This window comes from Streptomyces sp. NPDC005004 (assembly GCF_053600675.1).
Genome location: NZ_JBSGAH010000004.1, coordinates 354,520 through 367,689, shown reverse-complemented (window position 1 = coordinate 367,689; position 13,170 = coordinate 354,520). Strand labels below are relative to the sequence as shown.

Below are 13,170 nucleotides of genomic sequence, written 5' to 3'. Positions count from 1 at the left end.
GAGGTACGCGGGAAGCGACTTCACCCCTTGAACGGCGGCTGGGGCAGTCCCTCCCCCGCGCCCGGCACCACCAGCACCGACCCCGACAGGGGCGTGGGCCCGGTGAGGCCTACGCGGGCGGTGGTGACGTACAGGTCGGTCAGGCCGGGGCCGCCGAAGGCGCAGGCGGTGGTGCGCGGGGCCGGGAGGCGGATCTCCCGGTCCAGTGCGCCGGAGGGGGTGTAGCGGCGGACCGCGCCCCCGTCCCACAGCGCGACCCAGACGCAGCCCGCCGCGTCGACGGTCAGCCCGTCCGGGAAGCCCGCGCCGTCCTCGATGACGGCCAGGGTGCGCCGGTTCCGGACGCCGTCGCCGTCGTGGTCGAAGACGTCGACGCGCCGGGTGGGGCTGTCGATGTAGTACATCAGCGTGCCGTCCGGGCTCCAGGCGATGCCGTTGCTCACGGCGACGTCGGTGAGGATCGGTTCGGCGGTGCCGTCGCCGGTCAGACGGGTCAGGGTGCCGCCGCCGGGAGCCTCGTCGTAGCGCATGGTGCCGGCCCAGAGCGCGCCGTCGGGGGCGACGGCCGCGTCGTTGGCGCGGCGCCCCGGTACCGGGTCGTGGTCCAGCCAGCGGAAGGCGCCGTCTGGGTCGAGCAGGGCGACGCCGTCGCGCAGGTTGAGCACCAGGCCGCCGTGGGCGCGGGGCTTGGCGGCGCCGACGTGCTGTCCGGTGTCGTGGACCGTACGGCGGCCGGTGGCGGGGTCGTAGGTGTGCACGCGGCTCGCCAGGACGTCGACCCACAGCAGGCGGGCGCCGGCCGGGTCCCAGGTCGGGCCCTCGCCCAGCTCCGCCCGCGCCTCGACGGCGACCTCGTAGGTGTTCACGCCGCCTCCCGGTGGCCGAGTCGCGTGGAGAGTTCGGCGGCGCCCTCGACGGCCAGCGCCTCCAGTTCGGTACGGCGTTCCTCGCTCCAGCGGACCGTCGGCACCGAGATGGACAGCGCGGCGACGACCCGCCCGCTGCGGTCGCGGACCGGGGCGGCCACACAGCTCACGTCCGGGTTGGACTCCCGGCGTTCCACCGCGACGCCCCGGCGCCGGATCTCCGCGAGGGCGTCCCGCAGCCGACCGGGGTCGGTGAGGCTGTCCGGGGTCATCGCGACCAGCTCGGCGCCGTCCGGGACGCGGGCGGCCAGCTCCGGCTCGGGCAGCGAGGCCAGCAGCATCTTGCCGACGGCCGTGCAGTGTGCGGGCAGCCTTCGCCCGGCCGCCGAGACCATGCGGACCGCGTGCGTGGAGTCGACCTTGGCGATGTAGATGACGTCGGTGTCCTCCAGGAGCGCCACGTGGACCGTCTCGTCACAGGTCTCGGCGACGCTGCGGGCCACTTCCCGGCCCTCGGCGGCGAGGTCGAGCTGCTCGGCGTACCGGCTGCCGAGCTGGTAGGGGCGCACCCCGAGCCGGTACCGCCCTGGCTGCCCCGGCACCGGGACCAGGTAGGAGCGGGCGGCGAGGGTGGTGACCAGTTCGTGCACGGTGGTGCGCGGGAGCTGGAGAATGCGCACGATGTCGGGCGCGGAGAGCGTGCCGTCCCCGTCGAGGAACAGCTCCAGGATGTCGAGGGCCCGCGTCACGGCGGGCACGAGGCGTCCCATGTCCGGCCTCCTTGCCTGCTTCCGGGCGTGACGGTCCGCCACCCCTGTTCGACACCCCGATCGGTGATCGACGGGGCGAACACAGGCTAGTCAGCGCGAGTCCCCCGGGCAACGGTCACCCGCGCACCGGTTCTACGCCTGCCGGCCGGGGGCCCTCGGGACGGTCGGCAGTTCCGGCGCCGACGGCGGTGCGCTCATGTCGAGCAGGAGCAGGGCGTCGTGCTCGGGGGTGCCGGGTTCGGCGGTGTAGACGCCGATGCGCTGGCCCGGGGTGCCTTCCACGTGGAGCGACTGCGTGGTGAGGGTGAGCGTGCCGACCCGGGGGTGCCGGAAGGTCTTGTGCGGGGGCTTGCGTCCGGTCACCTCGTAGCGCTCCCACAGTCCCGCGAAGTCGGGGCTCTTGACAAGGAGTTCGCCGACGAGGCTGGTGAGGTCGGGGGCGTCCGGGGCGGTTCCGGCGATGGCGCGCAGCCGGGCGACGCAGCCGGCGATCTGTCGCTCCCAGTGCGGGAACAGGTCGCGGGCCGCCGGGTGGAGGAAGAGGTAGCGGGCGATGTTGCGCTGTCCGACGGGCCAGCCGTCGAGCCCTGCGTACAGGGCGAGGCCGCCGGGGTTCCAGGCGAGCAGGTCCATGCTGCGGCTGATGACGTACGCCGGGTTCGGGCGCAGTGACTCCAGCATCAGTTTCAGGTGCGGGCGCACGGTGCGGCTGGGCGCGGGCGGCGGTTCGGGGGCGTAGCGGGCCGCGTGGGCGGCGAGTTGGCGCAGGTGCCGGTGTTCCTGGTCGTCCATGACCAGGGCGCGGGCGAGCGAGTCGAGGACGGCGGGGCTGGGGCGCGTCTCCTTGCCGCGCTCCAGGCGCACGTAGTAGTCGATGCTGATTCCGGCGAGGGTGGCCAGCTCCTCGCGGCGCAGTCCGGGGGTGCGGCGGATACCCGCGCCCACCGTGAGGCCGACGTGCCGGGGGCTGGTCTGGGTCCGGCGGGCGCGCAGGAAGCGGCCCAGCTCGGCACTCTCGCTGTGCGCGCTCTCGGATGCCATGGTCCCCAGTCTGGCCCACCGGGCACCTGCCGGGCGGGGGCGAGGGGGGCCCTGTCATTACCCCCGAAGAACCCGCCCTGCCACATCGGCGCGGTCCGGGGGACGGTGAGGACACAGGACGCCGACACCCCGGGCACCACCGGGTCGCCCGCGTCGAGGAGGACACCGCCGCCGACGCCGTTCGCCCCGACCGCCGCACAGCTCGACAAGCTCGGCAGCCTGCCGCGCCCGTCGCCGGCGACACCCGCGGCGAGGCTCGGGCCCGGATGCTCGGGCGCTGGTCCCTCCCCCGTGACGACACCCCTGTTTGGAGCAACCCCCTCTCATGCGTGCAGCAGTGATGTACGGAGCCGGAGACGTCCGCGTCGAGGACCGGCCCGACCCGGAGATCGTCGAGCCGACCGACGCCGTGGTGCGCACGGTGGCCGCGTGCGTGTGCGGCAGCGACCTGTGGCCGTACCGGTCGATGCCCGCCACCGGCACCGGTCGCCCCATGGGCCACGAGTTCCTGGGCGTCGTGGAGGAGACCGGCGCCGAGGTGACCGGGCTGACGGCGGGGGACCTGGTCGTCGCCCCCTTCACCTACAGCGACAACACCTGTGACTACTGTGCCAAGGGCCTCCAGATCTCGTGCCGCCGCGGCGGCCGGTACGGCTTCGACGGCGTCGACGGCGGACAGGGCGAAGCCGTCCGTGTCCCCTGCGCGGACGGCACCCTGGTGAAGCTCCCGGTGACCGCCGACTCCGCGCTGGTGCCGTCGCTGCTGGCCCTTTCGGACGTGATGACCACCGGTCACCACGGCGCGGTGACCGCAGGGGTCCGGCGTGGGGACACGGTGCTGGTCGTCGGGGACGGGGCGGTCGGGCTGTGTGCGGTGATCGCCGCGAGGCGGCTGGGTGCCGAGCGGATCGTGCTCGCGGGCCTTCATGAGGAACGCACCGCTCTGGGCCGTGAGTTCGGTGCCACCGACGTGGTCGCGGAGCGCGGTGAGGAGGGCGTTGCCCGCATCCGCGAGCTGACCGGCGGCGTGGACAGGGTGATCGAGGCCGTCGGCACCCGCCAGGCACTCGACACCGCCCTGGGCGCCGTCCTGGACGGCGGCACCGTCAGCCGCCTGGGCGCCCCGCAGTACGAGGAAGGACCGCTCGGCCGGTCCGGGTTCCTGCGGAACATCACCCTGACCGGCGGGGCCAGTCCCGCCCGCGCCTACATCGAGCGGCTTCTGCCCGACGTGCTCGACGGCACGATCCACCCCGGCCGTGTCTTCGACCGGACCTTTCCGCTCGACCGGACCCCGGACGCCTACCGGGCCATGGCCGACCGCCAGGTCCTCAAGGCACTCGTCCGCCCCTGATCCCCGCCAGGAGCCACCCCCTGGCACCACCGGATCAGACCGGCTGTTCCTCCTCCGGGGTCGCCGCCCCCTCCCCCGACTCGTCCCGCTCTGCGGCCGCGCCCCAACCCATCGGGCGGCGTACGAGGAGGCTGCTGACGGTGTACGACATCCCGGTGGTCCCGCGTGCGGGCGGCGGGTGGTAACGGCCGCCGCAGACCGAGAGGTTGACGATGAGGTAGGCGTGCCAGCCGCGTCCGGTGCCCCGGCGGTCGGCGAAGGCCACCGTGCCGTTCACGGACCAGACGACGGAGCCCGCGCCGAATTCGGTGCGCAGATCCACCCAGGCGCCGGGGCGGATCGCGCGGTCGCGGAAGTAGCTGTTGCTGCCGCGTACGTGATTGGTGAGTTCCAGCAGGTCGGGGTTGTCCGGGTGGTACTCGAAGACGTCGATCTCCTGGCCGCCGTCCCGCCAGGTCCAGATGGCGGGCCAGGCGCCGGTCTCGACGGGCAGCCGGACCCGCGCCTCCAGGACGTCCCCGGTACGGACCATGAAGCCGTCGCGGCTGCCCTCGGTGGTGAGCAGCCCGGTGTTCCACTTGCCGTCGGGGCGCCGGGTGGCCCGGAAGACGCCCGAGCGGCTGTAGGCGGGATCGGTGACGAGGTAGTCGAGTTTGTCGTCGCCCGGGTTGACCGGGCCGCCGTTGGGATAGGCCCAGGAGTGGCCGGCGACCCACTGTCGCTCCGAGGCGAAGTCGGCTCTGAACACCACGTCGGACCCGGGCGCGGCACGCGGCGCCGGGAGGGGGCTGTCGGGTGTCGATTCGTGCATGTCGGATGTCTCTCCGCCATACGCCCCGTCATGCGGTGAAGCCTGGACATCACGGAAATAATGACCCGTTCGAGTGAATCGGACTCCGGACCCGGCCGCGCAGGGCGCCCCGGCGGCGCGACGGCGTGGGCTTTCGTAGGCTGGGGAGGCCCGAGCGCCTCCGGGCTCCTCCGGGACGTGGACTCCGGTACGTGGACGACCCGCAGGCGGGAGACGGTAGTGATCGAACTTGCCGCGGTGTTCGCCGTCGCCGGTGCCGCGAGCAATGCCGTGGGCACCGCCTTCCAGCGCAAGGCGGCCTCGGTCAGCTCCAAGAGCGGGCTGCGGCTGCTGCTGGACCTGGTGCGCCGTCCCGCCTGGGTGATCGGCATGGCCGGGGTGATCGGCGCGGCGATCTTCCAGAGCCTGGCTCTCGTCAACGGCCCGCTGGCGCTGGTGCAGCCGCTGTTCATCCTGGAGCTGCCCTTCGCTCTCCTCGTGGTGGGCCCGCTGCTGCACCGGCATCTGCCCGCGTACGGCTGGTGGGGCGTCGGCGCCGTCGTGCTGGGGCTGGCGGTGATGCTCGCCTCGGCGGCGCCGTACGGTGCGCGCGACCAGGCGCCGCTGACCCGCTGGGTACCCGCGCTGGTCCTGTGCGTCGGGGCGATCGTGGTCGCCGTGCTGCTGGCCCGGCGCCAGCGTGCCCCGGCCGGGCGAGCTGCGCTGCTGGCCTCGGGCTCCGCCATCGCCAACGCGCTCACGGCCGCGCTGCTGAAGTCGGCCACGGGCACCTTCGCGGACGAGGGCTTCGAGGCGTTCCTGCTGTCCTGGCAGACCTACGGCTTCGCGCTGGCCGGCACGGCTGCGGTCCTCCTGCTGGAGAACGCGCTCCAGGCGGGCCCGCTCGCCGCCGCCCAGCCCGCGCTGACCATCGGCGACGCGGTGGTGAGCCTCGCCCTCGGCATCACCCTGTTCGGCGAGCGCATCCGCACCGGCTGGTGGCTGGTCCCCGAGGCGTGCGGCGCGCTGCTGATCATCGCGGGCGTCCTGGTCCTGAGCCGCGCGGTGCAGAACCTCATCGAACGGCCGCCCCGGTCCCGGGTGTCGTAGCAGTCGGCGACGGAGGACGGCGGCGGTGCGGATGTCCGCACCGCCGCCGCTCGGTGTGCCGTCGCGCGCCGGGGTCAACGCCCCGCCGGGATCAGCGGGCCGCGTTCACCTTCTCCAGCGCCTTCGCCAGACCCGCCGCCCACAGTTGGTTGACGCGGGCGCGCTCGTTGCTGTCCGGGTAGCGGTTGGTGCAGGACGGGCCGGGGCCGCCACCCGACATCAGCTCGCTGCACGGGCCGCTGTAGTGGTCGGGGAGGCCCAGGACGTGACCGGTCTCGTGGGCGGTGACGCGGATGGAGTCGTACTGCTGGTTCTGCGCGTAGTCGAGGAAGATGTAGCCGCCGCCGTGGCCGTCGGTGGAGGCGTAGGAGCCCTGCGGGTCGCTGCCCTCGTAGTACGAGAAGTCGGCGCCGCCCGAGGTGGCCTGGAGCTTGACGTTGGAGACGGAGCCGTTCCAGATGGAGGCGGCGTTGGCTATCTGGGAGCTGAAGCTCGGGGCCTGGGAGGCGTTGTAGTAGACGGTGACGGCCTTCAGGCTCGGGTGCGCGGCCTGCTTCTTGGCGACCGAGGTGAGGACGGCTTCGAAGAACGCCTTGTTCTGCGCGGCCTCTCCCGCCGAGCCGGTGAAGTGGGCGTGCGGGGCGGGGGTGACCGCGTGGGCGGGGGCCGCGGTGCCGAGGGCGGCGCAGGCCAGGCCCAGGCCGAGGGCGAGGACACCTCTGGCGGCCTTCGCGGACAGGGCAGGGGTACGGAAGGGCTTCATGTGGGGGGCTCCTACTCGTTCCGTGGGGTGAACGATCGGTTGCCCATGAGTCTCGGGGAGCCCAACTCCCGGCGGATGATGGCAAGTAGGGATAGCGCGAAGCTATCGCCGTCAACTCGCCCCGCTGCGCACCCATTTGAACCTCTGGCGCCGCCTCACAGCCCACACCTAGGCTCCCGGCATGGATCTTGAGGTGAGACATCTGCGGGTGCTGTGCGCCATCGCCGACGCGGGCAGCCTGCATCGCGCGGCCCGCGAACTGGGCTTGGCGCAACCGTCGTTGAGCACGCAGTTGCGCCGTATCGAACAGGCCCTGGGCGGGCGGCTGTTCACCCGGGACCGCACCGGCTGCCGTCCCACCCCGCTGGGCCGGCTGGTGCTGGGCCGGGCGCGGCCGCTCGTGCGGGAGCTGGGTGCGCTCGTCGCCGAGGCACGGGCAGCGGCGACGCGCGCACCGGGCGGGCCCCGGCTGCGGATCGGGGCGACCGCCAGCCGGGCGCTGCCGGGCTGGCTGCGGCGGCTGCGCGCCCGGGTGCCCCCGGCCGATCCCACGCTGCACGTGGACGCGTCCGCGAACGCGCTGCTGCGGATGGTCGCCGAGGGCGGGCTCGACCTGGCCTTCGTGCACGAGGTGGAGGGCAGCCCGCTGCGCGTCCCGGCCGGGCTCAGTGTGCGGGTGCTGGTGCAGCGGGAGCCGCAGTTCGTCTCGCTCGCCGCCGACCACCCGGCCGCCGCCCGGCACGAGGTGCGGCTCGCGGACCTGGCGGGCGAGCGCTGGATGGTGGACTCTACCGTGGACGGCGAGTGGGACGGGCTGTGCCGGGTGCTGCGCGAGGCGGGGATCGAGCCGCGCCTGCTGCACGGCGACTATCTGACCGCCTACACGCTGGCCGCCACCGGCGAGGTGGTCACGGTCAGCCAGCCGACCGCGCGACCCCGCTCCGACCTCGCCATACGGCCGCTGTGCGGCGACCCCATCGGCGTACGGCTGCTGCTCGCGGCGCGCACCGAGGGGGAGTTGGCGGACGGCTACCCCGAACTGGCCGACGCCTACTGGGAGGTGGCCGCGCAGTCACCGCTCTACCGGTCGTGGCTGGAGCGCGCTCCGGCGCCGGTGTGAGGAGCGCCGGAGCTCGGGGACGTCAGTTGCCGAACGTCCGCGTGGTGTAGGCGCATTCGGTGTAGATGTAGCCCGGGCGGATCTTCGCCGTGTCGGAGGCGGGGGTGGCGGTGCTCGTGCCGTTGGGCTTGTGGACGAAGTACGTGGTGCCGACGGGCAGGCTGATGGTGCGCCGCGGATAGTTCTTGCCGCTGTCGCTGCACGGCTTGAAGCCGATCCTGATGGTGTCCGCGAAGGAGTACGCCCGGCAGTTGCCGCAGCCCTTGAGAGTGAAGCTGCCGGTGACCGGGCCGGTGTAGAGGACGGTGATGTCGTCCGGGCTGTCGTTCTTCACCGTGACGGAGATGCCGCCGCCGGAGGCGGTGGTGGGCAGCTTCTTCCCGGCGGCGGGGACGGTCTGGGCGACCTCGGCGCCGATGGCTATCTTCCGCGCCCGGTCCCGCTTGGCGCCCTTCGCCCGGGCGGCGTAGTCCTCCATGGTCTTCTGCGCGGCGGAGAACTGGCCGTCCTTGTACTGGTCGATGCCGCAGTCGTACGCCCCCGCGTCCCCGCTCCGCTTCGCGCGGCCTGCGGAGGCGGTGAGCTGGGCGGCGGAGCGGCCGGCGGAGTGGGAGAGCGTGAGGGCGCGGGTGTTCAGCTCGCGCAGCCGCTCCACGGCGGTGCAGGGCGACTTCCCGCCGACGTCCTTCTGCGCCTCGGCCACCGCCGACTCGACGGCCGGGGCGACCTTGGCCGCCGGGCCGGAGTCGGGAAAGGTGCCGAGCAGGTCGCCGAAGTTCTCCACCCATCCCTCGCCGTCTCCGGAGAGGGCGGTGGCACCACATGCGTACAGCGAGGTGGCGAGCCGGTCGTCGGGCCACCCGGCGAGCGAGCCCAGCCGGTCGTCGGGCAGGGACTGCGGCACGGTGCGCAGATACTTCAGCGGCTCGATGGCGCCGCAGTAGTCGCCGCTCGCGTAGGGGGCGCCGACCGTGCGGTAGTAGGTGCGCAGGCTGTCGGGTACCTGGCCGGCGGCGCGGGAGCCCGCGTGGTGGACGGCGAGGTCCCGGTAGACGTCCAGGGCGTCGCGGTAGCCGGAGCGCGAGGTGGTGAACGAGTGGCGGCCGGCCGCCGTGACCGTCTCGTCGGCGCGGTGCAGCCGGTCGAGCAGGGCCTGCTGGACGGCCTCCTCGCGGGCGTCGCGGTACCAGAGGGTGCCGGCCGTCGGCACCGCGAGCAGCAGGACGCCGAGGGCGAGCGCGAGGGGGGCCCTGGACGGCCAGGTGAGCCGAGTGCGCAGGGCGGTGAACGCGCCGTGCGCCGCGGCGAGGAGCAGGACGACGACGTATCCGGCGAGTGCCCCGGCCGGGACGCCGTCGGGGTCCGCGGGCAGGGCGACCAGGAGGAGCACGGCGGTCGCCACCCAGCAGGCGGCGGCGAGGAACCATCTTCGCAGCAGGACGTAGCCGAGGCCGAGTCCGCTCAGATTGAGCAGGCCGACGGCGGCCGCGCGCAGCGGGTCCGGTGGTGCGGGCGGCGGGCTCGCCGGCATCGGCGGCACCGGCGGCATGGGAGATCCCGGTGCCCCGGCAGGACCGTACGGTGTGTGCGACATGGCGGCTTCCCCCCGTCAACTGCCCCCGCGCCCCTGTGAATCGGCAGTGTACGGGGAGTGGTGGGGCACGGACAGAGGGTTTTCGCGCCGACTGCCGCGGGAGGGCGCTGCGGGCGTAGGACCGGCGTCGCGGGCACCGGGTACGTGCCGTCTGCGGGCGGGGGCGCCGGGTCCGGGCGACACTTGGCGGGAGGCTACCGAGCGACGGACCGGGAGGCGATGGGGTGGAAGCCGTCAACCCCACGGACAGCGCCTCGCTGCTGGCCGCCTTCGGTGCGCTCGGCGTCCTGGTGGTGACGTTCGCGGAGTCGGGTCTGCTGGTCGTCGGGTTCTTCCTGCCCGGTGACACGCTGCTGTTCCCGGCCGGGGTGCTGTGCGCCGGAGCCGACGGACGGCCGCCCCGGCTGGTGCTCTGGCAGGTGATGCTGTGCGCGGCGGCCGGGGCGGTGGCGGGCGGCCAGGTCGGCTACCTCATCGGGCGGCACGGCGGACGTCCGCTGCTGACCCGTACCTCCAACCGGCGGGTCAAGGAGGGCGCGGAGCGCGCCGAACGGCTGCTGGCCCGCTACGGCTACGGCAAGGCGCTGGTGATCGGCCGCTTCATCCCCATGCTGCGTTCGGTGCTGCATCCGGCGGCGGGCGCCCTCGGCGTACCGATCGGCACCTTCACCCTGTGGCAGACCGTCGGCGGGGTGCTCTGGTCGCAGAGCCTGGTGCTCGTGGGGTACGCGCTCGGCGCCTCGGTGTCCCACGTGGACGACTATCTGCTGCCGCTGGTCGGCGTCATCGTCGTCCTCTCCCTGATCCCGCTGCTGGTGGAGGCGGTGCGCTCACGGCACGCGCGGCACGGGAACGCGACCCGTGAGACCGCGGCGAGCGGGGACGCGGGGAGCGGGGGCGCGACGCACGGCGAGCACACCGCCGACGACACCTCTGGCCCGGAGGGCGAGTAGCGCGCGGCCGGGCCGGGAAACCGCCGCCCGCATATGCCCGCTCACCCGCCCGGCCCAACCCGCGTGGGCCTGAAGGGGCGAGGTCGTGTGACGGATGTGACGGTGGGTGGAAGGCATGGACCACTGCACCGGCACGGCGAGGAGGCGGCATGGTGGACACGAGCGGCGGCGAGGGCGGCACGGCATGTGCCTTCGCGCCCGGTGACGGCCCCGCCCCGCACGCCGGGGCGGCCGACGTCTTCGCCGGGGTGGGTGCGGTCGCCGACGCCGTCCTCTACGAGGGCTATCTGCTCTACCCCTACCGCCGTTCCTCGGCCAAGAACCGCGTCCGCTGGCAGTTCGGGGTACTCCCGCCCCGGGACTGGGTGGAGGCGGACGGACCGGTCACCGAGGGCATCTCCGGCTCGGCGGACTCCTGGTACCAGCGCACCGAGTGCCTGGTGCGTGCCGAAAAACCGGACGCGGCGCTCCGGGTGCGGGTGCGCTACCTCCAGATGCAGCGCAAGCAGGTCGAGGCGGCCGACGGCGACAGCGGTCACCGCCCGGTCGAGTCGCTGCTGACGGCCGACGGCGGGGTCCAGTTGAGCTTCGACGAGGCCGTACCGCAGGAGGTGGATCTGGTCTGGCCGCTGGCCGACCTGCTGCGCGGCGTGTGCACGGCGCCGACGGGCGCGCCCGCCGCACGCGAGACGGAGGAACTGTCCAAGGGCGCCGGCCGGATCGTCCGCACCCGCGAGGCGGTACGCGCCCGTACCACGGCCGGGGCCGAGCGGCTCGCGGACGGGCTCTACCGGGTGTGCGTGCGCACCGAGAACACTGGGCGGTCCCCGAAGACCGGGGGCGCACGCGGCGAGGTGCTGCGGCATGCGCTGCTCGCCGCGCACACCCTGCTCGGCGGTACGGGCCTGGAGTTCGTCTCGCTGATCGACCCGCCGCAGGCGCTGCGCGCGCAGACCCGCGGCTGCCGCAACGCCTTCACGTTCCCGGTGCTCGGCGGACCCGCGCCCGAGACGGACGGAGCGGACGACGGCTGCACGGGCCCGGTGCTGCTCTCCTCCCCCATCATCCTTCCCGACCATCCGCAGGTGGCCCCCGAGAGCCCGGGCGATCTGCACGACGCGGCGGAGATCGACGAGATCCTGACGCTGCGCACGATGCTGCTGACCGACGAGGAGAAGGCCGAGGCGCGGGCCACCGACCCGCGCGCCGCGCGCATCCTCGACCGCGTGGACACCATGCCCCGGGAGGTCTTCTCCCGGCTGCACGGCGCCATCCGCTCGCTGTCCCCGGTGTCCCCGGCCGAGCCGTCCCCGCCCGCCGGGACCGCCGGCCCGGCGGGCGCACGCCCCGCCTGGTGGCAGGAGGGCGGCGACGACGGGCTGTCACCGACGACCGACACGGTGGTCGTGGACGGGGTGGAGCTGGGCGGCGGCAGCCCGGTGCGGCTGCGGCCGCGCAAGCGGGGCTCCGACGCCCAGGACATGTTCCTGGAGGGGCGGACGGCGCGGGTGTCCGCGGTCTTCCACGACGTGGACGGCAGCACGCATCTCGCGGTGACCGTAGACGACGATCCGGCGGCCGAACTGCACGGCTGGTACGGCCGATTCCACTACTTCCGACCCGACGAGGTCGAGCCCCTCGGCGACCGACCGAAGCGAAGGCAGGCGACATGACCACCGAGAGCCACACCACCGCAGCCCGTGAACGCCTCGCCCACTCCGAGGCGCACGAGGGCATAGACGAGATCACCATCCTGTGGATCTCGGAGGGGATGAGCTGCGACGGAGACACCGTCTCGCTGACGGCGGCCATGCAGCCCTCCATCGAGGACGTGGTCCTCGGCGTGATCCCCGGTCTGCCCAAGGTCAACCTGGTCAACAAGGTGCTCTCGCCGAGCCTGGGCGGCGAGGACTTCCTCGCGCCCTACCGGGCGGCGGCGCGCGGCGAGCTGGACACCCCGTTCATCCTCGTCATCGAGGGGTCGATCCCCAACCAGGAGATCATCGAGGGCGACGGCTTCTGGACGTCCTTCGGCAACGACCCGAAGACCGGGCAGCCGCAGACCATCAACTGGTGGATCGACCAGCTCGCGCCGAAGGCGTGGGCCGTGGTCGCCGCGGGAACGTGCGCCACCTACGGCGGCATCCACGGCATGGCGGGCAACCCGACCGGCTCGATGGGTCTGGCCGACTACCTCGGCTGGGACTACACGTCCCAGGCGGGGCTGCCGATCGTCAACGTGCCGGGGTGTCCGATCCAGCCGGAGAACTTCATGGAGGTCCTGGTCTGGGTGCTCCAGACCGCGGCCGGTACGGCCCCGCCGCCCCCGCTGGACCACATGCTGCGGCCGCAGTGGCTGTTCGGCAAGACCGTGCACGAGGGCTGCGACCGGGGCTCGTACTACGAGCAGGGTGACTTCGGCCTGGACTACAACTCCCCCAAGTGCCTGGTGAAGACCGGCTGCTGGGGTCCCGTGGTCAACTGCAACGTGCCCAAGCGGGGCTGGATGGCCGGCATCGGCGGCTGCCCCAACGTCGGTGGCATCTGCATCGGCTGCACGATGCCCGGCTTCCCGGACGCGTTCATGCCGTTCATGGACGAGCCGCCCGGCGGCACCCTGTCCTCCCTGGTCATCAAGCCGTACGGCGCCGTGGTGCGCCGACTGCGCGGCCTGACCAACGAGATGGTCAACCACGAGCCCAAGTGGCGCGGCAAGAAGCGCAAGCTGACCAGCGGTTACGACCCGTACTGGCGTCCCTGAGACCGCCGGCACCGTGATCCGCCTCCCGCCCCCAGCCCCACCCCCACC

12 protein-coding genes are annotated in these 13,170 nt (G+C 73.5%); 6 read left to right on the top strand and 6 right to left on the bottom strand.

The genetic code is table 11. The features are described from left to right. Window positions 1–20: 20 nt before the first annotated feature. From ACWEEU_RS07755 to ACWEEU_RS07745, 3 genes are all read right to left on the bottom strand, one after another. Entirely contained in the window at window positions 21–866 is an 846-nt protein-coding gene (locus ACWEEU_RS07755; RefSeq protein ID WP_451729689.1) for an SMP-30/gluconolactonase/LRE family protein, read from the bottom strand. Next, a complete protein-coding gene (locus tag ACWEEU_RS07750) occupies window positions 863–1,636 on the bottom strand; it encodes an IclR family transcriptional regulator (protein ID WP_451729686.1) in 774 nt (257 codons plus the stop codon). The genes ACWEEU_RS07755 and ACWEEU_RS07750 overlap by 4 nt, the downstream gene beginning before the upstream one ends. A 132-nt stretch (window positions 1,637–1,768) precedes the next feature. Continuing rightward, the gene (locus tag ACWEEU_RS07745) at window positions 1,769–2,677 is read right to left on the bottom strand and encodes a helix-turn-helix transcriptional regulator (protein ID WP_451729683.1); all 909 of its coding nucleotides are present in this window, start codon (window positions 2,675–2,677) and stop codon (window positions 1,769–1,771) included. A gap of 325 nt (window positions 2,678–3,002) precedes the next feature. Here ACWEEU_RS07745 and ACWEEU_RS07740 point away from each other — a divergent pair, with 325 nt between their 5' ends. Then, window positions 3,003–4,031 carry a zinc-binding dehydrogenase gene (locus ACWEEU_RS07740; RefSeq protein WP_385750116.1) on the top strand — a complete coding sequence of 343 codons (1,029 nt, stop codon included), beginning with the start codon at window positions 3,003–3,005 and terminating at the stop codon, window positions 4,029–4,031. A gap of 34 nt (window positions 4,032–4,065) precedes the next feature. Here the strand turns inward: ACWEEU_RS07740 and ACWEEU_RS07735 are convergent, their stop codons facing one another. Further along, window positions 4,066–4,842 carry a beta-glucanase gene (locus tag ACWEEU_RS07735; protein WP_451729680.1) on the bottom strand — a complete coding sequence of 259 codons (777 nt, stop codon included), beginning with the start codon at window positions 4,840–4,842 and terminating at the stop codon, window positions 4,066–4,068. A gap of 219 nt (window positions 4,843–5,061) precedes the next feature. Here ACWEEU_RS07735 and ACWEEU_RS07730 point away from each other — a divergent pair, with 219 nt between their 5' ends. Further along, window positions 5,062–5,931 carry a DMT family transporter gene (locus ACWEEU_RS07730; RefSeq protein WP_451729677.1) on the top strand — a complete coding sequence of 290 codons (870 nt, stop codon included), beginning with the start codon at window positions 5,062–5,064 and terminating at the stop codon, window positions 5,929–5,931. Window positions 5,932–6,022: 91 nt separating this feature from the next. Here the strand turns inward: ACWEEU_RS07730 and snpA are convergent, their stop codons facing one another. Further along, entirely contained in the window at window positions 6,023–6,694 is a 672-nt protein-coding gene (gene snpA / locus ACWEEU_RS07725; protein WP_385745346.1) for a snapalysin, read from the bottom strand. 181 nt (window positions 6,695–6,875) lie between these two features. On the opposite strand from snpA, the gene ACWEEU_RS07720 reads away from it, so the two are divergent. Further along, entirely contained in the window at window positions 6,876–7,814 is a 939-nt protein-coding gene (locus ACWEEU_RS07720; protein ID WP_451729674.1) for a LysR family transcriptional regulator, read from the top strand. A gap of 22 nt (window positions 7,815–7,836) precedes the next feature. Here the strand turns inward: ACWEEU_RS07720 and ACWEEU_RS07715 are convergent, their stop codons facing one another. Further along, complete coding sequence (locus ACWEEU_RS07715; protein ID WP_451729791.1) at window positions 7,837–9,363, bottom strand: hypothetical protein; 1,527 nt, start codon at window positions 9,361–9,363, stop codon at window positions 7,837–7,839. 269 nt (window positions 9,364–9,632) lie between these two features. Here ACWEEU_RS07715 and ACWEEU_RS07710 point away from each other — a divergent pair, with 269 nt between their 5' ends. The 3 genes from ACWEEU_RS07710 (at window position 9,633) to ACWEEU_RS07700 (ending at window position 13,122) form a co-directional block, all read left to right on the top strand. Beyond that, on the top strand, window positions 9,633–10,361 hold the full coding sequence (locus ACWEEU_RS07710) for a DedA family protein (RefSeq protein WP_385745352.1): 729 nt from the start codon (window positions 9,633–9,635) through the stop codon (window positions 10,359–10,361). Window positions 10,362–10,510: 149 nt separating this feature from the next. Next, window positions 10,511–12,034, top strand: coding sequence for a hypothetical protein (locus tag ACWEEU_RS07705; protein WP_451729671.1), 1,524 nt, complete (start codon window positions 10,511–10,513; stop codon window positions 12,032–12,034). After that, window positions 12,031–13,122 carry an NADH-quinone oxidoreductase subunit B family protein gene (locus ACWEEU_RS07700; RefSeq protein ID WP_385745356.1) on the top strand — a complete coding sequence of 364 codons (1,092 nt, stop codon included), beginning with the start codon at window positions 12,031–12,033 and terminating at the stop codon, window positions 13,120–13,122. Before ACWEEU_RS07705 ends, ACWEEU_RS07700 begins: the two co-directional genes overlap by 4 nt. The last annotated feature ends 48 nt before the right edge of the window (window positions 13,123–13,170 follow it).